This window comes from Pilosibacter fragilis, assembly GCF_032490495.1.
GTDB classification, from domain to species: Bacteria; Bacillota; Clostridia; order Lachnospirales; family Lachnospiraceae; genus Pilosibacter; species Pilosibacter fragilis.
Genome location: NZ_JAVYJB010000009.1, coordinates 56,853 through 78,585 on the forward strand (window position 1 = coordinate 56,853; position 21,733 = coordinate 78,585).

Annotated in this window: 19 protein-coding genes and 1 riboswitch; of the genes, 18 read left to right on the top strand and 1 reads right to left on the bottom strand. The window is 48.5% G+C overall.

Translation table 11 applies throughout. The features are described 5' to 3' along the window. Window positions 1-136 precede the first annotated feature (136 nt). From ABCW45_RS10160 to ABCW45_RS10220, 13 genes are all read left to right on the top strand, one after another. The gene (locus ABCW45_RS10160) at window positions 137-1,912 is read left to right on the top strand and encodes a Na/Pi cotransporter family protein (RefSeq protein ID WP_343220769.1); all 1,776 of its coding nucleotides are present in this window, start codon (window positions 137-139) and stop codon (window positions 1,910-1,912) included. Between the two features lie 68 nt (window positions 1,913-1,980). Beyond that, the gene (locus ABCW45_RS10165) at window positions 1,981-2,646 is read left to right on the top strand and encodes a response regulator transcription factor (protein WP_015552367.1); all 666 of its coding nucleotides are present in this window, start codon (window positions 1,981-1,983) and stop codon (window positions 2,644-2,646) included. Next, a complete protein-coding gene (locus tag ABCW45_RS10170; RefSeq protein ID WP_343220770.1) occupies window positions 2,643-4,049 on the top strand; it encodes a sensor histidine kinase in 1,407 nt (468 codons plus the stop codon). The genes ABCW45_RS10165 and ABCW45_RS10170 overlap by 4 nt, the downstream gene beginning before the upstream one ends. Window positions 4,050-4,196: 147 nt before the next feature. Continuing rightward, window positions 4,197-4,300: riboswitch (glycine riboswitch) on the top strand. A 177-nt stretch (window positions 4,301-4,477) separates the two neighbouring features. Then, a complete protein-coding gene (locus ABCW45_RS10175) occupies window positions 4,478-5,830 on the top strand; it encodes an alanine/glycine:cation symporter family protein (protein ID WP_343220771.1) in 1,353 nt (450 codons plus the stop codon). Between the two features lie 348 nt (window positions 5,831-6,178). Further along, on the top strand, window positions 6,179-6,304 hold the full coding sequence (locus ABCW45_RS10180) for a hypothetical protein (protein ID WP_343220772.1): 126 nt from the start codon (window positions 6,179-6,181) through the stop codon (window positions 6,302-6,304). A 324-nt stretch (window positions 6,305-6,628) separates the two neighbouring features. Then, window positions 6,629-7,693 (top strand): recombinase RecA, encoded by a 1,065-nt coding sequence (gene recA / locus ABCW45_RS10185; protein WP_015552372.1) that lies wholly within the window; start codon window positions 6,629-6,631, stop codon window positions 7,691-7,693. 93 nt (window positions 7,694-7,786) lie between these two features. Beyond that, window positions 7,787-8,299 carry a regulatory protein RecX gene (locus ABCW45_RS10190; protein WP_343220773.1) on the top strand — a complete coding sequence of 171 codons (513 nt, stop codon included), beginning with the start codon at window positions 7,787-7,789 and terminating at the stop codon, window positions 8,297-8,299. Window positions 8,300-8,457: 158 nt separating this feature from the next. Beyond that, complete coding sequence (gene rny, locus ABCW45_RS10195; protein ID WP_343220774.1) at window positions 8,458-10,002, top strand: ribonuclease Y; 1,545 nt, start codon at window positions 8,458-8,460, stop codon at window positions 10,000-10,002. Window positions 10,003-10,164: 162 nt separating this feature from the next. Beyond that, window positions 10,165-10,965, top strand: a complete 801-nt coding sequence (gene proC, locus ABCW45_RS10200) for a pyrroline-5-carboxylate reductase (protein WP_117470874.1) — start codon at window positions 10,165-10,167, stop codon at window positions 10,963-10,965. A gap of 176 nt (window positions 10,966-11,141) precedes the next feature. After that, window positions 11,142-11,678: an NUDIX domain-containing protein gene (locus tag ABCW45_RS10205; protein ID WP_144365849.1), complete on the top strand. Its 537-nt coding sequence runs from the start codon at window positions 11,142-11,144 to the stop codon at window positions 11,676-11,678. Window positions 11,679-12,089: 411 nt separating this feature from the next. Beyond that, window positions 12,090-12,533 carry a hypothetical protein gene (locus ABCW45_RS10210; protein ID WP_343220775.1) on the top strand — a complete coding sequence of 148 codons (444 nt, stop codon included), beginning with the start codon at window positions 12,090-12,092 and terminating at the stop codon, window positions 12,531-12,533. Between the two features lie 610 nt (window positions 12,534-13,143). Further along, a complete protein-coding gene (gene xerD / locus ABCW45_RS10215) occupies window positions 13,144-14,031 on the top strand; it encodes a site-specific tyrosine recombinase XerD (protein WP_144363825.1) in 888 nt (295 codons plus the stop codon). Between the two features lie 368 nt (window positions 14,032-14,399). Then, window positions 14,400-14,840 (top strand): hypothetical protein, encoded by a 441-nt coding sequence (locus ABCW45_RS10220; RefSeq protein WP_343220776.1) that lies wholly within the window; start codon window positions 14,400-14,402, stop codon window positions 14,838-14,840. Between the two features lie 142 nt (window positions 14,841-14,982). On the opposite strand, the gene ABCW45_RS10225 is transcribed toward ABCW45_RS10220, so the two are convergent. Next, entirely contained in the window at window positions 14,983-16,437 is a 1,455-nt protein-coding gene (locus ABCW45_RS10225) for an NAD(P)/FAD-dependent oxidoreductase (RefSeq protein WP_343220777.1), read from the bottom strand. Window positions 16,438-16,743: 306 nt separating this feature from the next. On the opposite strand from ABCW45_RS10225, the gene ABCW45_RS10230 reads away from it, so the two are divergent. The 5 genes from ABCW45_RS10230 (at window position 16,744) to ABCW45_RS10250 (ending at window position 21,712) form a co-directional block, all read left to right on the top strand. Beyond that, window positions 16,744-17,463 carry a FadR/GntR family transcriptional regulator gene (locus ABCW45_RS10230; protein WP_144363828.1) on the top strand — a complete coding sequence of 240 codons (720 nt, stop codon included), beginning with the start codon at window positions 16,744-16,746 and terminating at the stop codon, window positions 17,461-17,463. Between the two features lie 169 nt (window positions 17,464-17,632). Beyond that, window positions 17,633-18,880 (top strand): enolase C-terminal domain-like protein, encoded by a 1,248-nt coding sequence (locus ABCW45_RS10235; protein WP_343220778.1) that lies wholly within the window; start codon window positions 17,633-17,635, stop codon window positions 18,878-18,880. Window positions 18,881-18,913: 33 nt separating this feature from the next. Beyond that, window positions 18,914-19,933, top strand: coding sequence for a TRAP transporter substrate-binding protein (locus ABCW45_RS10240; RefSeq protein ID WP_117470834.1), 1,020 nt, complete (start codon window positions 18,914-18,916; stop codon window positions 19,931-19,933). 10 nt (window positions 19,934-19,943) lie between these two features. After that, window positions 19,944-20,429, top strand: a complete 486-nt coding sequence (locus ABCW45_RS10245; RefSeq protein WP_144363830.1) for a TRAP transporter small permease — start codon at window positions 19,944-19,946, stop codon at window positions 20,427-20,429. Continuing rightward, window positions 20,429-21,712, top strand: a complete 1,284-nt coding sequence (locus ABCW45_RS10250; protein ID WP_343220779.1) for a TRAP transporter large permease — start codon at window positions 20,429-20,431, stop codon at window positions 21,710-21,712. The genes ABCW45_RS10245 and ABCW45_RS10250 overlap by 1 nt, the downstream gene beginning before the upstream one ends. Window positions 21,713-21,733 lie beyond the last annotated feature (21 nt).

Below are 21,733 nucleotides of genomic sequence, written 5' to 3' on the forward strand. Positions count from 1 at the left end.
TAAGGCCGTTATGGGCTTTGATATTTTACACAGATTTTACATACTGCCTACAAAGCATTTTACATTCCCCTGATATTCTGATACATGGTAAGAAAGAGATAAACAAAATGTTAATGAATTTGAAGAGGGGAAATTTATGGATTTTTTTGGTGTATTGACGATGCTTGGCGGGCTCGCGCTGTTCCTTTACGGAATGGAGACTATGGGGAAAGGTCTCGAAAAGCTTTCCGGTGGAAGGCTGGAAAGAATTCTTGAAAAACTGACATCAAATCCGATCAAGGCGGTCCTTTTAGGAGCGGGAGTTACGGCGATCATCCAGTCATCATCCGCAACCACCGTCATGGTCGTAGGTTTCGTAAACTCCGGTATTATGAAGCTGACCCAGGCGGTCGGCATCATCATGGGCGCGAACATCGGAACGACGGTGACGTCCTGGCTCTTAAGCCTTACCGGAATCGAGAGTGGAAATTTCTTTGTACAGCTGTTAAAACCGACATCATTTTCACCGGTTCTGGCACTCATCGGCGTCTGTTTTATCATGTTCTCCAAGAAGGAGAAGAAAAAAGATGCCGGAACCATCATGATCGGTTTCGCGATTTTAATGACCGGAATGGAGACAATGAGCGGTGCCGTCAAACCGCTGGCAAATGTCCCGGAATTTACCGGAATCCTGACAATGTTCTCAAACCCGGTCCTCGGAATGATCGCAGGCGCTGTCCTCACAGCGATCATCCAGAGCTCCTCCGCGTCCGTCGGTATTCTTCAGGCGTTATGCGCCACAGGGGCGGTAAATTTCAGTACTGCGCTCCCGATCATTATGGGACAGAATATCGGAACCTGTGTGACAGCGATGCTCTCCGGTATCGGTGCCTCAAAGAACGCAAAGCGCGCGGCACTGGTCCATCTTTACTTTAATATTATCGGTACCGTTATTTTTATGATCGTCTTTTATACGATCAACGCGGTCGTTCATTTTTCCTTCCTGGACACAGCGGCAAGCGCTATGGGAATTGCCGTGATCCACAGCAGCTTTAATATTGCGGCAACGATCATGCTTCTTCCGTTCGGCAACGGCCTTGTAAAGCTTGCATGCCTCACGATCCCGGAAGAGAAGAAGGAAGCTCCGGTCCAGAACCAGGAAAAAGACGCGTTCCGCCTTCTCGACCAGCGTTTCCTCGACACGCCGGCTTTTGCGGTTGAGCAGTGCCGTCAGACGACGATCCAGATGGCGAAGCTTGCACGGGAATGCTTCTTCACGGCGGTGGATCTGCTTCACGGCTATGATGACGAAAAGGCAGCCCGTGTGGAGACCCTGGAAAACCTTGTGGACCGCTATGAGGATGAGCTTGGAACTTACATGGTAAAGCTTGGCGGAAAGAATCTTTCCAAGTCAGACAGCCATACCGTATCCCTGCTCTTACACTGTATCGGAGATTTTGAGCGTATTTCCGATCACGGCATGAACCTGAAAGATTCCGCAAAAGAGATGAAGGAAAAAGAAATGCAGTTCTCCAGCAAGGCAGAGAAGGAACTTGGCATATTCTTCGACGCAGTAAAGGAGATCCTGAACCTGTCCATCGATGCCTTTGAGACGAACAATACGGATGAGGCAGCCAGAGTGGAGCCTCTTGAGGAGGTCATCGACGATATCAATACCGTCGTAAAGGCAAACCATATCCGCAGACTCCAGAAGGGAAAATGTACGATCGAGCAGGGATTTGTGCTTTCCGATATTTCCATGAATTTGGAGCGTGTTTCCGACCATTGCTCCAACATCGCGGTCAGCGTCATTGAAATCGACCGTGACGGTTTCGATACCCACGGTTATCTTGACAACCTGAAGCGTGACGGAGATCCGCATTTCGCGGCGATGGTAGAGCAGTACCGCGACAAATATATGCTTCCGGTATAGGAAAATATGTAGTAGAATGTTTTTAGTGCTGAACAGTAATACAGAAAGTGAGACAGGAGGAAAGGACCATGGCTCTGATCTATGCGGTAGAAGATGATAAAAATATTCTGGAAATTGAGATGTTCGCGTTAAAGAACAGCGGATATCAGGTGGAAGGATTTGAATGTGCCCGCGATTTTTATAAAAAGCTGGAAGAGAAGCAGCCGGATCTTGCCCTTTTGGACATTATGCTTCCGGACGAGGACGGACTGGAGATCGTTGCAAAGCTCCGCCGCCGTCCGGAGACGAAAAAGCTCCCGATCATCATGGTGACGGCAAAGAGTACCGAGATCGACAAGGTAAAGGGACTTGATGTCGGAGCGGATGATTACCTGACAAAGCCTTTTGGTGTCATGGAGCTGATCGCCAGAGTAAAGGCGGTGCTCAGAAGGACGATGGAGGAAGATAAATTCCTGACTTTGGGGGATATCTTTCTGGATGATGAGAAACATATGGTATACGTGAAGGATGTTCCGTGCAGCCTGACATTTAAGGAATATGAGCTCTTAAAGCTCCTGCTCCACAATGCGGGGATCGTAGTGACGCGAGAGATCATTTTAGAGCGCGTATGGGGAATCGACTTTGAAGGTGAGTCGAGAACTCTGGATATGCATATCCGGACGCTCAGACAGAAACTCGGTGAAGCGGGTTCCATGATCCGCACTGTGAGAAATGTGGGGTATATGATCGAATGAAACGGAAAATCCATATGGAACTTCTGGCCACGGCAGTGTTCGCAATTTTACTGACACTGCTGTGTGCCTTATTTGTTTTTTACGGGGTCTACCGGAAACAGGTCATCGGGGATCTGAAGGCTGACGCTCTTGTCATGAAAAATATGCACATCTTCGACAATATATCCGATCTGCATCCGGATGCCTACGACCTGAACCCGGATACGCTGCGCATCACGGTGGTGAATGCCAACGGGAGCGTTATTTTTGACAGCAACGCGGATTTTTCTGTGATGGAGAACCATGAAGACCGGCCGGAGATCCTCATGGCGGCGAAGTCCGGAGAAGGAAGCGGAACCCGCCGGTCCACAACGCTGGATAAAAATCTGTTCTACTATGCGATCCGGCTGGACAACAGACGGATCTTAAGGATCGCGAGGGAGGGCGACAATATTTTTGCTCTGACCCAGAACATGATGATGACGGTAGTGGGAGTATTTGTCCTTCTCTTTTTCTTCTGTATCATGATGGCAAATTATTTTACGAAGAACCTTGTGGCACCGATCGAGCAGATGGTGGAAAATCTTTCGGAGCCGGGGACGCAGGCGGCCTACAAGGAGCTGGTACCGTTTATGAATAAGATCCGGCAGCAGCATGAAGATATCTTAAAGAGCTCCCAGGTCCGGCAGGAATTTACGGCGAACGTATCCCATGAGCTCAAGACCCCGCTCACGGCGATCTCCGGCTATGCGGAACTGATCGAACACGGCATGTCCGGGGAGAATACGGAACGGTTTGCGTCGGAGATCCATAAAAACGCGGCGAGACTTCTGACCCTGATCAATGATATCATCCAGCTTTCCCAGCTTGACGGCGGAAAGAAAGACGTAGAGTATAGGGATCTGGATCTGTTTCCGCTGGCGAGAGAATGTGTGGACATGCTCCAGATGAATGCCCAGAAACAGAATGTGACGATCCGGGTTCAGGGCGGAGAAGCGCCGGTTTTCGCGGATAAGCAGCTGATGGAGGAATTGATCTATAATCTTTGCGACAACGCGATCCGGTACAATAAAAAGGACGGAACCGTGACGGTGACGACCGGCATTGAGAACGGGCATACGTTCCTTTCTGTGAAGGACACCGGAATCGGTATCTCCGCGGAACATCAGGAGCGTGTATTTGAGCGATTCTACCGTGTGGATAAGAGCCGCTCGAAGGCGACGGGAGGAACCGGTCTGGGACTTGCGATCGTAAAGCACATCGTTGCCCAGCACGGGGCAAAATTGACCCTTGAGAGTGAGCAGGGCAAGGGAACGGAGATCCACGTAGAGTTCTCGGAGGCGTTAAAGCAGCATGAGCTGGAAACTGCAAAACAGCGTCAGGAGGCTCATGCGGAGCGGTCAGAAAATGGTTCGTCAGATTGAAGCAAAAGACAGATGATCTGCAGGCCATATGTGACATATTTACAAAAATTACAAAATTTGCCGCTTTACTTCAAAAACACGTTGATACAGAAGGAAAACTGTGATAGTATGTAACACATAAGTGCAGTCCAGGCGGACAAACGTCCGTATGGACACTCTGGAGAGTCTCCGTATGGAGCGCCGAAGGTGTAAGACCGGTTCATGTCCATGGTACCGGTCGATCTCTCAGGCAAAAGGACAGGGCATACAAATAACCACAATGGGACAAAACCCGTTGTATGCAAATGTTCTACTCTTTGGAGAGCTGATCAATATCAGCTCTTATTTTATTGCATGGAAATTCAGAGGGGATATTCCATGCTGCCGGACAGCCGGAAATTTAAAGAAAAGGCTGGAGGCTATGATGATGAAAGAGGAGGATAATTAAAATGGACACATTGACGCGGCTTGTAACAAAGGGAAATGATTTTCTGTGGAGCTTTCTCCTGCTCGTTCTCTTATGCGGAACCGGACTTTACTATACGATCCGCCTGAGATTTATCCAGGTCAGAGAGTTCGGGGAGGGCGTCCGCCAGGTATTCGGGCATTTCAGCATGAACGGTGAAAAGCACGAAAAGGGCGAGATGACTCCGTTCCAGTCCATCGCGACAGCCATCGCGGCTCAGGTAGGTACAGGAAACCTTGCCGGAGCGGCGACAGCCCTCATCGGCGGAGGCCCAGGCGCGATCTTCTGGATGTGGATCAGTGCATTCCTCGGAATGGCGACGATCTACGGAGAGGCAGTTCTGGCACAGACATATAAGACAGAGGTAAACGGTGAGGTGACAGGAGGTCCTGTCTACTACATCAAGGCGGCGTTCAAGGGCACATTCGGAAAGGCGCTTTCCACTCTGTTCGCGGTATTTATTATTCTTGCTCTGGGCTTTATGGGAAATATGGTTCAGTCCAATTCCATCGGAGCAGCGTTTGTGGAAGCATTTCAGGTATTCCATGTGGAACTTTCACCGGTGATCGTCGGCATTGTTGTCGCAGTGATCGCAGCGGTGATCTTCCTTGGAGGAACAAAGAGTCTGGCAACGGTAGTTGAGAAGATCGTTCCGATCATGGCCAGCGTTTATATCGTCGGCAGCCTGGTCCTGATCCGCATGAACATCACGGCTCTTCCGGCAGCGTTCCTTTCCATTATCGAGGGCGCGTTTGCGCCGGAAGCAGTTCTCGGCGCAGGCGCCGGAATCACGGTGCGTGAGGCGATCCGCTATGGTGTTGCCCGCGGCCTCTTCTCAAACGAGGCAGGTATGGGATCCACCCCGCATGCCCATGCGAGAGCGAAGGCGGAATCCCCACATCATCAGGGGCTCTGTGCAATGGTCAGCGTGTTCATCGACACATTTATCGTCCTGAACCTGACGGTATTCTCTGTCCTCACAACAGGCGTTATGAGCACAGGAAAGGACGGTACCGCGCTCACTCAGGCGGCATTCATGAAGGGTTTCGGCAGCGCGGGGATCATCTTCGTTGCGGTCTGCCTGTTCTTCTTCGCGTTCTCCACGATCTTAAGCTGGCATTTCTTCGGACTTGTGAACGTGAAGTATTTATTCGGCGAGAAGGCATCAAAGCTCTATTCGCTGATCGTTGTTGTCTGCATCGTGATCGGTTCCTGCCTGAAGCTGGAACTTGTATGGTCCTTAGCGGACTTCTTTAACGGGCTTATGGTCATTCCGAATGTTCTGGCGCTTCTGGCGCTCAGCGGACTGGTAGCGCGGGCTTCGAAGGAGAGATAGGAAGTCCTGGCGTGAGCCGGATGGGAATACATATATAATAAATAGGATAGAATGGCGGCAGAACATGTATTGTGGGCATGGGCTGCCGTCTTTTGTTGTTTACGCGGAGCGTGGGGAAGGAAGCTGTGAGGCGGATATTGGAGATCAGGCAAATTTTTCATGGCTGACCAGGTAAAAAATGAGGGTCTGAATTTGTGGAGAATGCCGATTGACAGGGCGAAGAAATTTCGATATAGTACGGGTATCTGAAATCGTTCTGGGAGGTCTGTCCCGGATAGCAGATAGTTCATGATGCGGGAAAGCATCGTCCTGGCGGCGGATCGCTGCAGGCCTCAGTGAGAAGATAAGATGGAAAGAAGTAAAGGACAGGCAGAAGGGTATTTTATGACGGCGGAGAGCAGAAAGTCTGGTATTGAATCGTGGGGATCTGCCGGAGAGGGGATGAAGTATGATGGTGTTACTGTGCGCGGGTAGGGATTTTCTGAACTGAAAAATCCGCACAATACAGTGGCGGTAGTGGATTTTTCCGATTTGGAATGCGAAGCATCAGCAAAATCAGTTGCTGTTTGCGCAAGGCGTGGACATTAACATGATGGTGGAAGAAAAGCCGGACGGAATGAGAAGAAACAGTTGACTTTTTACAGGGATTATATTATGATTAACAGGTACAGAACACTTGTTCGCATATGACGATTGCTTTGGCAGGACGGGAGGGAAAAATTCGGACTGCAAAGTTAGTAATTTGTGGATGTCCGGGGACGCGGGGAACGCTGCGGGGCCGGATCTTGGAGGAAGAATATGAATAAAGATGATAAATTAAAAGCCCTTGACGCGGCTCTCACACAGATCGAAAAAGCTTATGGAAAAGGTTCCGTTATGAAGCTCGGTGATTCCGGTGCGAATATGAATATCGAGACTGTTCCGACGGGTTCCTTAAGCCTTGATATCGCCCTCGGACTTGGCGGCCTTCCGAAAGGACGTGTCGTTGAGATCTACGGACCGGAGTCCAGTGGTAAGACAACGGTCGCTCTCCATATGGTAGCGGAAGTCCAGAAGCGCGGCGGGATCGCCGGATTTATCGACGCTGAACACGCTCTCGATCCGGTATACGCGAAGAATATCGGAGTTGATATCGACAATCTCTATATCTCCCAGCCGGATAACGGCGAGCAGGCCTTAGAGATCACAGAGACGATGGTGCGTTCCGGTGCCGTTGATATCGTGATCGTGGACTCTGTAGCGGCCCTTGTTCCGAAGGCGGAGATCGACGGCGATATGGGTGACTCTCACGTCGGCTTACAGGCCCGCCTGATGTCCCAGGCCTTAAGAAAACTGACCGCCATCATCAGCAAGACAAACTGTATCGTGATCTTTATCAACCAGCTCCGCGAAAAAGTCGGTGTGATGTTCGGAAACCCGGAGACAACGACCGGCGGACGTGCGCTTAAGTTCTATTCTTCTGTCCGTCTTGACGTAAGAAGAACTGAGTCCTTAAAGCAGAGCGGCGAGGTGATCGGAAACCACGTCCGCGTAAAAGTTGTAAAGAATAAGATCGCTCCGCCATTTAAAGAGGCAGAGTTTGATATTATGTTCGGAAAGGGAATTTCCCGAGAGGGCGATGTCCTGGATCTGGCTGCAGACGCGAATATTGTTGAGAAGAGTGGATCCTGGTACGCTTATAAGGGAGCGAAGATCGGTCAGGGACGTGAGAACGCGAAGACGTATCTTGCGCAGAATCCGCTGATCTGCGAGGAGATCGAGAACCAGGTGAGAGAGCTTCACGGACTGGAAGCGCAGCATGTTGCCCCGGGTGAGGCAGCTGCGGCACCGGCGGTTAATGAGGCTGAGGAAGCTGATGAGTAATAAAAATAATGATGAAAAAGAGAACTGTCTGGTGGGTACGGCACTTTAGAAAGAAGCTTGAGACAGGAAGGCAGTTCTGACGGGAAAGCATAGATGAAAGAATGGCAGCAGGAAGAGCACCGGGAGCAGAAAATGTATGCCGGTGCGGATGGAGACGCGGTTCCGGAGGAGTTCCGGGAGGCGCGGAACAAAGGTCTCTACTATCTTCAGTTTTCCGGAAAAACAGAAAATGAAATGCGCAAGAAGCTGGCGGAACAGGGGTTTTCGCCAGCCTCTGTTGAAGATGCGGTTCTTTTTCTGAAACACTACCGGTATTTGGACGATGAGGACTACGCGAGGCGGTATGTGGAGAAAAACGACCACAAAAAGAGCATCCGCAAGATGAAATTTGACCTCCGCCAGAAAGGCGTCAGCGACGATCTGGTGGAGATGGTCTTTGAGGATATGGAGGTGGACGAGTCTGCCCAGATCCTCGGACTTTTGAGAAAGAAAAATTACGACCCGGAAGAACCGGATCCCGCGAAACGCCAGAAGATCTACGCATTTCTGGCGCGAAAAGGTTTTTCCTGCGACGCGATCAACAGTGCGATGAAGCAGTGGGAATAGGGCTGTTTCCGGCCCCAAAGGACAGGATATGACAGGCTTCGTGGGGATGCACAGAAGTACCCGGAATGAGGGCATTATACTTGACATAATGCATAAAACAGTTTAAAATTGAAGTGTTGTAATTAGTACAATGAAAACTAAATAAAGGAGGTGCTCCTGTGTCACCAATAATCAGCGTTATTATAACAGCAATTATTGTGGCTCCTATTACCTGGGTCGTGGCTGTCGCTTACCGCAAGAACAGTTATGAAAGCAAGATCGGTAGCGCAGAGGAAAAATCCAGAGAAATAATAGATGAAGCATTGAAGGTCGCCGAGACGAAGAAGAAAGAAGCTCTCCTGGAAGCGAAGGAAGAGAATTTAAAAGCGAAAAACGAGCTTGAAAAGGAAACCAGAGAACGGAGAGCCGAGATCCAGCGTTATGAGCGCCGCGTACTGAGCAAAGAGGAAAACCTCGACAAAAAATCTGAGGCAATGGAGAGAAAAGAATCCAGTCTTGCCGCGAAGGAAGAGACTTTAAGAAAGCGTTCTTCCGAGGTCGAGGAATTATTTGCTAAGGAGCAGGAAGAACTGGAGAAGATCTCCGGACTTACCAGCGAGCAGGCGAAGGAATATCTTCTGAAATCCGTAGAGGAAAATGTAAAACACGACACCGCAAAGCTCATCAAGGAATTAGAAGCCAAAGCAAAGGAAGAAGCTGACAAGAAAGCCAAAGAATATGTGGTTACCGCCATCCAGAGATGTGCAGCTGACCATGTGGCTGAGACTACAGTTTCTGTCGTTCAGCTCCCGAGCGATGAGATGAAGGGCCGCATCATTGGACGTGAGGGACGTAATATCCGTACTCTCGAGACAATGACAGGTGTGGAACTCATTATCGATGATACACCGGAAGCTGTCGTATTATCCGGTTTTGATCCGGTAAGACGTGAAGTTGCAAGAATTGCTCTTGAAAGACTGATCGTGGATGGACGTATCCATCCGGCGAGAATCGAAGAGATGGTGGAGAAAGCGCAGAAGGAAGTTGAAAATATGATGCGCGAGGAAGGTGAAGCCGCAATCCTTGAGGTCGGCATTCACAATATCCATCCGGAGCTCGTCAAGCTCCTCGGCAAGATGAAATTCAGAACCAGCTATGGTCAGAATGCATTGAAGCATTCCATCGAGGTCGCACAGTTATCCGGTTTACTGGCAGCCGAAATTGGTGTCGACGTCAGAATGGCAAAGCGTGCCGGCTTATTACATGACATTGGAAAATCCGTTGACCATGAGATGGAAGGTTCCCATGTACAGCTCGGATCGGAACTCTGTAAGAAATACAAAGAGTCCCCGATCGTTATCAATGCTGTGGAATCCCACCATGGCGATGCTGAGCCGACGAACCTTATTTCCTGCATCGTTCAGGCAGCAGATACGATCTCCGCTGCAAGACCGGGTGCAAGAAGAGAAACGTTGGAGACATACACGAACCGCTTAAAGCAGCTTGAGGATATCACAAACTCCTTCAAGGGAGTAGACAAGTCCTTTGCGATCCAGGCGGGACGCGAAGTGCGCATTATGGTAGTACCGGAGCAGATCAGCGATGACGATATGGTTCTTCTCGCAAGAGATATATCCAAGAAGATCGAAGAGAGCCTGGAGTATCCGGGACAGATCAAAGTCAACGTGATCCGCGAGTCCAGAGTTACCGATTACGCGAAATAAAAATGAAAGCCGTTGCTGTGCAGAGAGAATCTGTATGGCAGCGGTTTTTTTAACAGGAAATTTAGAAGTCTCTGTGCTGCCGAAGCTTTTGCGATACGAGCAAAGATTGGTCTGCTGCAGATGAGAGATAACAGAGAATATAAAACAGGAGGTAATATTGATATGGCAAAGATTGGTTTTATCGGAATGGGAAACATGGGAACCGCTATCATGCGGGGACTTTTAAAGACATATAAGCCGGAAGAGCTGCTTTTCACAAGCGCCCATGAGGCGAAGATGCAGAAAATTACGGAGGAGACAGGTGTTGCCCATGTCTCAACAGCAACTGACTGCGCAGAGCAGGTAAAATACCTGGTGCTGGCAGTAAAGCCGCAGGTACTTCCGACAGTTTTTAAGGAATTAAACGGAAAGATCAGGAAAGATCAGGTTGTGATCTCCATCGCGGCTGGATATGCGATCGCGGATCTCCAGGCAGGTCTCGGAGACAGTGCGAGAATCGTCCGCTCCATGCCGAATACACCGGCTATGGTCGGCGAGGGAATGTCCGGGGTGAGCTACGATGAGGCGCTGTTTACCGATGAGGAAAAGGATGTCATCGACGGATTCTTTACTTCCTTCGGAAAGATGGAGAAAGTGGATGAGAAGCTGATGGATGTTGTTGGAAGCGCCAGCGGCTGCTCCCCGGCCTATGTATACATGTTTATCGAGGCGCTGGCTGACGGCTGCGTAAAGAACGGACTCCCGCGCCAGGCCGCTTATAAGATGGTTGCCCAGGCCGTTTTAGGAAGCGCGAAGATGGTCCTTGAGACAGGAAAACATCCGGGCGAATTAAAGGATATGGTATGCTCACCGGGAGGAACCACTATCGAGGGACTTGCTGCCCTTGAGGAGAATGGATTCCGCGGTGCGATCATTAAGGCGTGTGATGCAAACTTTGAGAAGAATAAAAAGTTAAAAGGCTGATAATTACGTGAAAGACACGGAAATTTCCGTAGCAGTGTGAAAAATGTAAAAAATAAGTTCTGAGCAGAGGAAAATACTGCAGGGTAATTCCGCAGAATAGAAAATCTGAGAGGAATTGTTTAGAATGTCTGTTAAGGCAGTTAACAGATACATTCATGAAAGGAAAAGACTTTAGTATGGAAAAAACAACTCGTTTAAAACGTGATCTTGCATACACCGGAACGATCTTAAAGATCTACCGGGATACCGTTGTCGCGAACGGAATCGAGGAAGTGTATGACTATATCCACCACGATGGCGCGGCAGCCGTTCTACCGGTGACAAAGGACGGAAAGATCCTCATGGTGCGTCAGTACCGGAACGCCTTAGACCGGTTCACGCTGGAAATTCCGGCAGGAAAACTTGATGCTCCGGATGAGCCGAAGATCGAGTGCGCGGCGAGAGAACTTGAGGAGGAGACAGGATTCCGCGGCGAAACCCTGGAATTCCTGATGACAGTCAACACGACAGTGGCTTTCTGCGATGAGCAGATCGGTGTCTATATCGCAAAAGACCTGATCCCGTCAAAGCAGCGTCTCGACGCGGATGAGAGTATTGATGTGGAAGAGTGGGAAGTAAAGGATCTTCTTGAGATGATCTACACCGGCAAGATGACAGACGCGAAGACGATTGCGGCAATCCTTGCGTACGCTCAGAAAGAGGGAATTCGATAGAAAAAACGGCAGAAGCCAGTAACCGGAAAGTGTCAGTGAGGATAGGGCTGGCTGCCTGCCTGTGGAAAGATTGCTGCAATTAGAAAAAATCCTGGTAACTGTTCAGTAGGTCTGCGCACTTGCTGCGCTGACCGTAAGAAAACATAGGCTGGAAGGCAAAAATCCCATCAGCGAAGCTGATCTGGAATGGATTTTTGCACGTAACTATGAAAGTACTGAATAGTTACAAATCCTGTGGATAAAGTAGGCCTATATGCGCATACATTGTGAAAAAGGAACATGGACGGTATCGCTATGGCCGGAATTCACAGGCATCGGAGATTTTGGGACAGTCAGATGTTCTGGCTGTCCTTTTTTTTATTCTTGGGGACCGTTCTGGGGACAGTTTTCTTCAATAAGATGAGCGCAGAGATGAAAAGCACACTTGAAAGCTGGTTCTCCGGGATCCTCACATCATCGGAGATCGTGTCGGCGGACCGGTATAGTCTGTTTGTGGGAGTATTGAAAAAACGGTTTGTGTGGATTTTATTGGGAATTCTGATCTGCCAGGCAGTTTTTGCCAGAATCCTGTTTTACGCGGGAGCAGTCTATCTGGCATTTACATCCGCAATCGCTGTCTGTGTGTTGACGATGCATGCGGGAATTTATGGGATCCTGCGCTTTTTCGGACTTGTATTTCCGCAGGGATTCTTTTATACACTGGCGGCTTACCTTTTATGGATCATGGTCGTGGAGCAGGCGGATGGAAAAGAGAAAATCAGGTTATGGATGATGGTATTTTTTATGGTGCTTGGAATTATATCTGAGATATTCATAAATCCAAATTTTTCAGCGCTGATCTTCCAAATGTTTTAGAAAGGCATATCTGAAAATCGTGGATTTGAATTAGGACATCAACGGAAGAGACAATATCTGACGAAAGGCGTTGAAGGCGTGGTACGGTAGTCAGGGAAATGGGGGCGGAAAAGTGGAATTTTCCCAGGAAATACGCGGCTTTCAGCCCTTTTTTTATAAAAAAATTTTGTGCATTTTGACAAGATATTGCCATTGTGGATATATACAGTTCCATATCTAGCGATTAGTTATGTAAAATAGTCTAAAATGGGATCCAAGTGGGAAAAATCCGTTTGATTTTGCCCTAAAATGGGACTATAATGTAGAAAAATACTGGTTTTGCCGGGAAAAACAGCGTATCGGGGGGATGGTGGAAAACTTAGGCCTATGTCCCCTGTTTCCCAAAGGCAGACATCGTGAAACTAAAAAACAGATAGAGTATAAACGTGTATAGACACAGGTGCTGAAAATTTCGAACAGAAAAATTTTGTGTAACTGTTCTGTGGATTTGCGCACTTGCTGCGCTGACCAGGAGAAAACATAAGCGGGTGAAGCTGCTGAATAGTTATGATTTCGTATAGGATCGTGAAAAGCGCGGATAACTGTGTCTGGAAATGAACGGGGAAAAAGTATGAGAGAGGAAATTCAAACCTTCATAAACTACATGGAGGAAGAAAAACACGCGTCAAAAAATACAACGCTTTCTTATCAGAGAGATCTGTTAAAAATGGCAGATTATCTGGAGGAAAACGGAATCACAGACTGCGGGAAAGTGACAAAGACGGCGTTAAATTCCTATATCCTTTTCCTGGAGAAAGAAGGAAAAGCAGCGTCGACAGTTTCGAGGGCACTGGCATCCACGAGATCGTTCTTTGGCTGGCTGTTTAAGGAAGGGAAGATCCGCCGTGATCCGGCAGATTCGATGCATGCGCCGAAGATCGAGAAAAAGGTGCCTGTGATCCTTACAGTTGATGAGGTGACGAAACTCCTGGAGCAGCCGTCCGGCGCGAATCCGAAGGAGATCCGCGATAAGGCAATGCTGGAACTCTTATACGCGACAGGGATCCGCGTGACGGAACTTGTGAATCTAAAGCTCTCCGATGTAAATATGTCCATCGGCTTTATCACCTGCCGCGATGAGCACAAGGAGCGGATGATTCCCTTTGGCCATGCGGCGAAGGACGCTCTTGCGAAATATCTGGAGTCTGCCCGTGAGACATTTTTAAAAGGAACACGATCGGAACTGCTGTTTACAAATTACAGCGGCAGAGCCATGAGCCGTCAGGGATTCTGGAAGATTATCAAATACTACGGGGACCGGGCAGGAATTGAGGAAGACATCACACCCCACACTCTGCGCCATTCTTTCGCGGCGCACCTCTTAAGCAATGGCGCTGACATGCGTGCCGTCCAGACCATGATGGGTCATTCCGATCTGGCATCCACCCAGATGTACACGGCATATGCCATGGACAGCGCGGTCAGAGAGGCGTACCAGGGAGCGCATCCAAGAAAGTAAAAGTGAAAACTCAGGCTGGAAGGTAAAAATCCCATCGGCGAAGCCGATTTGGAATGGATTGGGGAATGAACACTCACAGGGAAAATCCTTAATAAGGATCATGCATACATTGAATTACGGCTGAATAAGGGCAGTAATGCAGCTTGAATTAGAAAATGTGCTCAAAGAAAGATAACAAAATTTGGCAGACTTTTTTAGTGTCTTTTTTTGCGATAACGAGCTGTGATTTCTGCATCAATAGGGAATTTCAGACGTATCCATAGAATGTCTCTATGATAAAAATAAATGTCCCTATTATACGGACAAACTGACAAAAATAATTGTCAGATAATCTGACAATTTTGTAAAAATGTGATATTTGCACAAAATTGAAAATATGGCAAGCTATCTCCAACGCGCTGGAATTCCTTACCATGAGCGGCATGGATCTTCCGCTGGCTGTCATGATCACGATCCCGGCGCCGTGGAAACATGACCGCTATATGTGGCAGGAGATAAAGGATTTCTACCGCTATTACGCAACAATGATGGAGCCGTGGGACGGTCCGGCATCTATCCTGTTCACAGACGGCGAGATCCTCGGCGCGGAGAAGTATGCCGCGGAAGGTTTCGGCTTGGAGCTTGACGGGCGTCTCCGGGTAAAGACAGAAAATGACGGACACAGGACCCAGATTCCGGGAATCTACACGGCGGGCGATATGCGCCGGGGCCAGTCACTTGTGGTCTGGGCGATCCGTGAGGGAAGGAATGCCGCAAGAGAGGTCGATGAGGACCTGATGGGATACTCAAATCTTGGGGCGGCGGAATAAAAGTCGGATTGGGCATAAAAGAGCATCTCCGGCTCCAATGTTTTGGAAAATGCCTTAAAACATTGGAGCGCAAAGATGCTCTTTTTTCTATTTTATATGTGAGGTTTTCAGCATACAGATTTAAAGGAAGCTTTTTACTGCCTTACTTCTGATCGATCCTCGCGAGGATACTTCTCGCAACAGAAAGTCCATTCGCGGATGCCTGCTGAAGTCCGCGGGTCACGGACGCACCGTCACCGATAGCGCGGAGACCGTGGATGTTTGTCTCGAAGTCCTTATCGACAACGACCTTGTTGGAGTAGAATTTAACCTCCACTCCGTAAAGCAGTGTCTCATCGCTGGCGATACCCGGAGTTACCTTGTCGAGGGCCTTTAACATCTCCTTGATGTCCACCATGATGCGGTGCGGGAGAACTAAGGAAAGATCGCCCGGAACGGCATCCTTTAAGGTCGGGATGATGTTGTTTCTGCAGAGACGTTCCTCCGTGGTGCGGCGGCCTCTCTGGAAATCACCGAAGGTCTGGACCAGGATCTTTCCGTCGCATAGCATGTTGGACAGCTGGGCGATATGTTTGCCGTACTCGATCGGGGTCTTGAAGGGCTTTGTGAAGTTCTTGGAAACCAGGATCGCAAAGTTTGTGTTGTTTGTCTTATATTCTTTTGATTTATAAGCGTGACCATTTACGACAGCCAGGCCGTTCTCATAGTATTCGGTAGCAACCTCACCGGACGGGTTCGTACAGAATGTGCGGACCTTATCGTCGAAGGTCGGTGTGTAGTATACAAGCTTTGCCTCGTAGAGGTTCTTGTTGAGGAACTCCATGACCTCGTCGCGGACCTCAACACGGACGCCGATGTCGACGGTTCCGACTTCGGTATCGATTCCGTGGTCATCGCAGATGTGGGAGAACCAGTCGGAGCCTTCACGTCCGATGGCGGAGACGATCTCATCTGCGTAGTATGTCTCATCTTTATCGGTGATAACACCCTTTGCGGTACCGTCCTCGATGATGATATCCTTGACCATGGTGTTGAATTCCATGTGGATTCCGTTGGCGAGAAGGTGTTCCTGCAGTCTTGTGTAGATCTTATAACCTTCCTCGGTTCCGAGGTGGCGGATCGGGCATTCGATGAGTTTTAAGTTTGCGTTGATGGCTTTCTTGCGGATCTTGCGGATCTCCTGCTGTTTGTCAACGCCGTAGACGTTCTTGTCAGCGCCGAACTGCAGATAGATATCGTCGGATTCCCTGATGAGTTCTGTCGCTTTATCGTATCCTAAGATCTCCGGCAGATTTCCGCCGACATCCGGGGAAAGGGAGAGCTTGCCGTCGGAGAAAGCTCCTGCTCCGGCGAAACCGGTGGTGATGGAACATGGTTTGCAGCCCACACACACCTTTGTTTTTCTCTTCGGACAGACACGTTTCTCGATCGGTCTTCCTTTTTCAATCATTAAAATGTTCAGTTCAGGTTTTTCTTTGATCAGCTCATACGCGCAGAAGATTCCGGACGGGCCTGCGCCGATGATGATCACGTCAAAATGTTCTCCGGATTTCATATCACAAGTTTCCTTTCGGGTGAGTGGATAATTTCTGTACACATCATTTCTATTCTACCATGGAAGTTTCAGAGATGCAAGAAAACGGAGGCAGATCAATACCCAGATCAATACAGAGTAATATAGAGTTAGGATGCTGCACATGGGCAATCATTTTCCGCATGGAACATATCAACATTCCCCGCAAAGATTCCGTTCAGTCTGTAAAAAACAACGAAAAATATTGAAAATGGGTATTGACTTTAGGTAAAAATAGGATATAATCAACTCATAGGTTGTCTGACAAGTAAAAAAACAATCTTATCCGCCCAGCAAGCAGAATAATAAAGAAGCAGGTAACGCGCGAGGATGAAAATAAAAACAGTCAATATTACAGATCAGGTCGTTGAGTATCTGAAGGAAAATATTGAATCCGGAAAATGGAACATCGGCGAAAAGATTCCGTCTGAAAACCAGATGGTTATGGAACTTGGAGTCAGCCGTTCCAGTATCCGCTCGGCACTTCAATATCTGATCGGGATTGGTGTTCTGAAAAGCTATCAGGGAAAAGGAACGTTCCTGATCAACACTCAGGTTGAAAACTGGGACGAGGCAGAATACAAGATCACATCGGAAGATTGTATGGATATCTGCAAAGTGCTGGAATTCAGAAAGATTCTGGAGCCGGGGGCATGTGTACTCGCAATGGAAAACTGCGATGAAAAAACAGTTGCCGCTCTGGAAGTTTATCTGGAACAGATGAAGGAATTTAAAGGAGACCGAGCGAAATTTGTCCGTGCAGACCTGAAATTTCATGAAGTTATCAGCCGGACCTCCGGCAATCCGCTCCTGGAAAAGAGTCTTCATAAAGTCTTTCTGGAATCCAGAAAAAATCACGAACAGATGAATGAGCTGTTCGGGTATGAGACGGGACTCCACTACCACACGGAGATTCTGGAAGCATTTAAGAATCATGATGCAGAAAGGGCTCGTGACGTGATGGAACAGCATCTTGGTGGTTCCATCGAGACATTGAAGATGTCTGGAAAGATCAAAGATCGTGAAGGTGGAACAGAAAAAATTAAGTAATGAGTAAAACAGGGTGTCGGTTGCAGCGCAAAAGGCACCTTAATAATAAAACCTAACTTGTATGATGAGTAACAAGTTAAGAGGCAATCAAGACAACTTGAAAATCTGCAAAATCAATAAACTGATTATGGCAACGTCTTATAAATAAAAGGATGAGGAGGAATATGGGATGTCAGTAAAGATTAGGGATATCCGGGTGATCTGTACGGCACCGGAAGGAATCAATCTTGTGGTCGTAAAGATCGAGACAAATCAGCCGGGGCTGTATGGACTTGGCTGCGCAACCTTTGCTTACCGCCATCTGACGGTAAAGCATCTGATTGAGGAGTATATGAAGCCGCTGCTTGTAGGGCGCCCGGTTGAAAATATCGAGGAGACCTGGCAGCTGATGCATCAGAACGGCTATTGGAGAAATGGTCCGATCGAGAATAACGCGATTTCCGGAATCGACATGGCGCTTTGGGATATCAAGGGAAAGATGGCAGGGATGCCGTTATACGAGTTGTTTGGAGGAAAAGTAAGGGAAGGAATTCCGGTCTACCGTCATGTGGACGGACGGGACATCAATGAGATCTGCGAGAATATTCAGATGTATCAGGAAATGGGGATTACCCACTTAAGATGCCAGTGCGGCGGTTACGGCGGACTTCCTTATGGACAGACACCTGGGACAGCACCGGAAGGCGCACATGATGGATTGTATCTCGATTCTAAGAAATACATCCGCGATACAATCCAGTTATTTGAACAGATTCGAGCGAAGATCGGTTACGATATGCAGCTTGTGCATGATGTCCATGAGCGGATTACTCCGGCTGACGCGGTGGCGCTTGCGAAAGGTCTTGAACCGTTTGACCTTTTCTTTCTGGAAGATCCGGTTCCGTTAGAGCAGCTCTCCTGGCTTAGAAATTTAAGACAGCAGACGAGCATCCCGATCGCGCAGGGGGAACTGTTCAACAATCCGTATGAATGGAGAACCGTGATCGCAGAACAGCTCATCGATTTCATCCGTGTTCATATCAGCCAGGTTGGAGGAATTACACCGGCGAGAAAGCTCCAGATTTTTGCGGAGCAGTTTGGTGTTCGGACAGCATGGCACGGACCGGGGGATATGTCTCCGTTAGCCCATGCAGCAAATATCCACATCGACCTTGCGGCACAGAATTTCGGTGTTCAGGAATGGTCCGGGATTGAACCGCCGAACTTTGTGATTCAGGAATTAAAAGGACCGCACGGCGCGCTTCTTGATGTATTCCCAGGTATGCCGGAGTATCGGAAAGGCTATGTTTACGCGAATGATAAGCCAGGTCTGGGCGTCGATATCGATGAAGCTGAGGCGGCAAAGTATCCGTGTGAAAACACCGTGACAACGTGGACACAGACAAGAGGACGTGACGGAGCACTTGTAACTCCGTAGATTTTCGGAAAAGGGAAAGGAGCTTAAAGGGGAATGAGCAAAAAGTCATCAGCTCTCGCAGCAGCAGGAATTCTCGCAGCAGCAGTTGTACTCAGTGGATTCAGCATCTACAAGGACAGTCATCAGAAGAACAGCACAGACGGAACGATCACGCTTCGAATGGCACAGACATCCTCGCAGACCGGAGCTATCGGACAGGCGATGGATCATTTCGCAGACAGGATCTATGAGGAGACCGGGGGAAAATACAAGATCGAGACTTATCACAATGGTCAGCTCGGTGCGGAGATCGACACGATCGAAGGCTGTCAGATGGGAACGATCGATATCGCGGTCGTAAACCAGTCTACGATCGGAAACTTCATCAGTGATTTTCAGGCATTGGACATTCCGTATCTGATTACATCGACAGATCAGGCAGATGCAGTGTTCCTTGGTGATATTGGAACAAGATTTTTAGACAAGCTTTCCGGTGTTCAACTTTATGGGCTTGGAATCTGGGAATCCGGTTTCCGAAACCTGACAAACAGCAAGCGTGATATCAACTCCGTAGACGATGTTTCTGGTCTTAAGATCAGGACTATGGAGAATCAGGTACATATCGCATTCTGGAAAGCCATGGGAGCCGACGCGACACCGATGTCCTGGGGCGAGGCGTACACCGCGCTTCAGCAGGGCGCTCTCGACGGACAGGAGAATCCGGCAACGGTTATTCTGACAAATAACGTCGCACAGGTCAACAAACATCTTGCGATCACGGAACATGCGTATTCGACCGTATTCCTCGTTATGAGTCCGGAAACCTGGGCATCCTTCGATGATGAGACAAAACAGATCTTTACAGACGTCATGGCAGAATGCAGTATCAGTGAGAGAGAGCTGAGCCGGAAGATGGATGGAGAAGCTGTTGACCAGTTAAGGGAACAGGGAATGACCGTCACATATCCGGATAAGCAGCAGTTCATCGACAAGGCAGCAGACTTGTATGCGCAGTGGGAAGAACAGTATGGTGATATGATCTCTGAGATTCGGGCACTGTCAGTAAATAAGTAGGAGGTGCGTTATGGAAAAATTCGCGGCAGCCTTTAAAAAAGTACAGAAAATCAATAAAGCGATCATCGGCGCAGTCCTTTTACTGATGATCGGAGTTGTATTCTTACAGACATTTTGCAGATTTGTTATATTTAAGAGCCTGACATGGTCGGAGGAACTTTCCAGATATCTGTTTGTGGCATTGATCGTTCTTGGAATCAACCTCGCGGCGACAGATCACCTGTTTGTCCGCATTGAGCTGATTGACGGATACCTGAAAGGAAAAGCACAGTATGTTATGGATGTGATCCGGAAAGGAATCGCCATTTATGTTAGTTTGATTCTTATGTACAGCGGCTACGGACTTATTGAGATCGGTGGATACCAGATCAGCCCGGCAATGGGAATTCCAATGAGCCTGCTTTACGGGATCATGTTTATCGGATTTATTATGAACTTCCTCGCATTGATCGTAGACACCTGGGAGGAATTTGGAAAAGAGAAGGAGGTAGGCTGATGCAGACTGCAGCTATTGCTTTGATCGTTGTCCTGCTTGTCGGCATGGCATGTGGACTTGAAATTACATGGGCATTGGGGTTATCATGTATTGTAGCGGTTCTTCTTGATCCGAAGCTTACATTTGTAGTGATCGCACAGAGAATTTTCGCAAACTCCAACAGCTTTTCCATGCTGGCGATCCCGGCATTCATGCTCGCCGGTGACGTTATGTCAAAGGGCGGACTTTCCAAGCGTCTCGTTGCCTTTGCAGATTCCCTCGTCGGCTGGATCTCCGGTGGAATCTCCCTGGTATCCATCGTTGCCTGCACATTCTTTGCAGCAATTTCCGGTTCCTCTGTTGCTACAACAGCGGCCATCGGTGGACTGATGTACCCGGAGATGGTAAAGCGCGGCTATCCGGAATCTTATGCGGCAGCCGTTCAGGCGATCGGAGGAACACTTGGAATCGTAATTCCGCCGAGTATCGTGCTCGTTATTTATGGTAATATCACAGGAACAGACGTAGGCGCACTCTTAATGGCCGGTATTCTTCCCGGTGTTGTCTGCAGCGTTTTTCTTTGCCTCTATGCTTACTACAAAGCAAAGAAATGCGGATTCCCGAAATCCGATAAGTTTTCATTCAAGAGATTTCTTGTTTCCTTTAAAGACGCAGTATGGGCGCTGATCATGCCGGTCATCATTCTCGGAGGTATTTACGCCGGAATCTTTACACCGACAGAGTCCGCAGTTGTTGCCGTTGTTTATGGTCTGATCGTATGCCTCGCTGTTTATCGCGAGATCAGCATGAAGACGATCTGGGAGATCGTTGAGAATACAGCAGAGGGAACCGCAAACCTGATGATCCTTGTTGTGACTGCGCAGATGTTTGGCTGGCTGATCTCTTATTATCAGATCCCGCAGGCAGTGACGAACTTCATGCTCGCATTTGTCTCCAATAAATATATGTTCTGGGCGATCATCATCATCCTTCTGACGATCTGCGGCATGTTCCTTGAAGTAGGAGCAACAAACCTGATCCTCGGACCGATCCTTGCTCCGATCGCAGCTGCATTCGGCATCGATCCGGTACAGTTCGGACTTGTATTCGTATTCCTCCTTGCAATGGGACAGGCGACACCGCCGTTCGGAACCTGTATGTTCGTGGCATGCGGAATCAGCAAACAGTCCGTTGGTCAGGTGTCAAAGCATCTGGTTCCGTTCGTTGTAGTAGAGATCCTCTGCGGAATCTTATTTGCACTTGTTCCGGGAATTTCACTGCTGCTCCCGTCGATCATAGGGTAACATGGAATGAACCGGTTATAG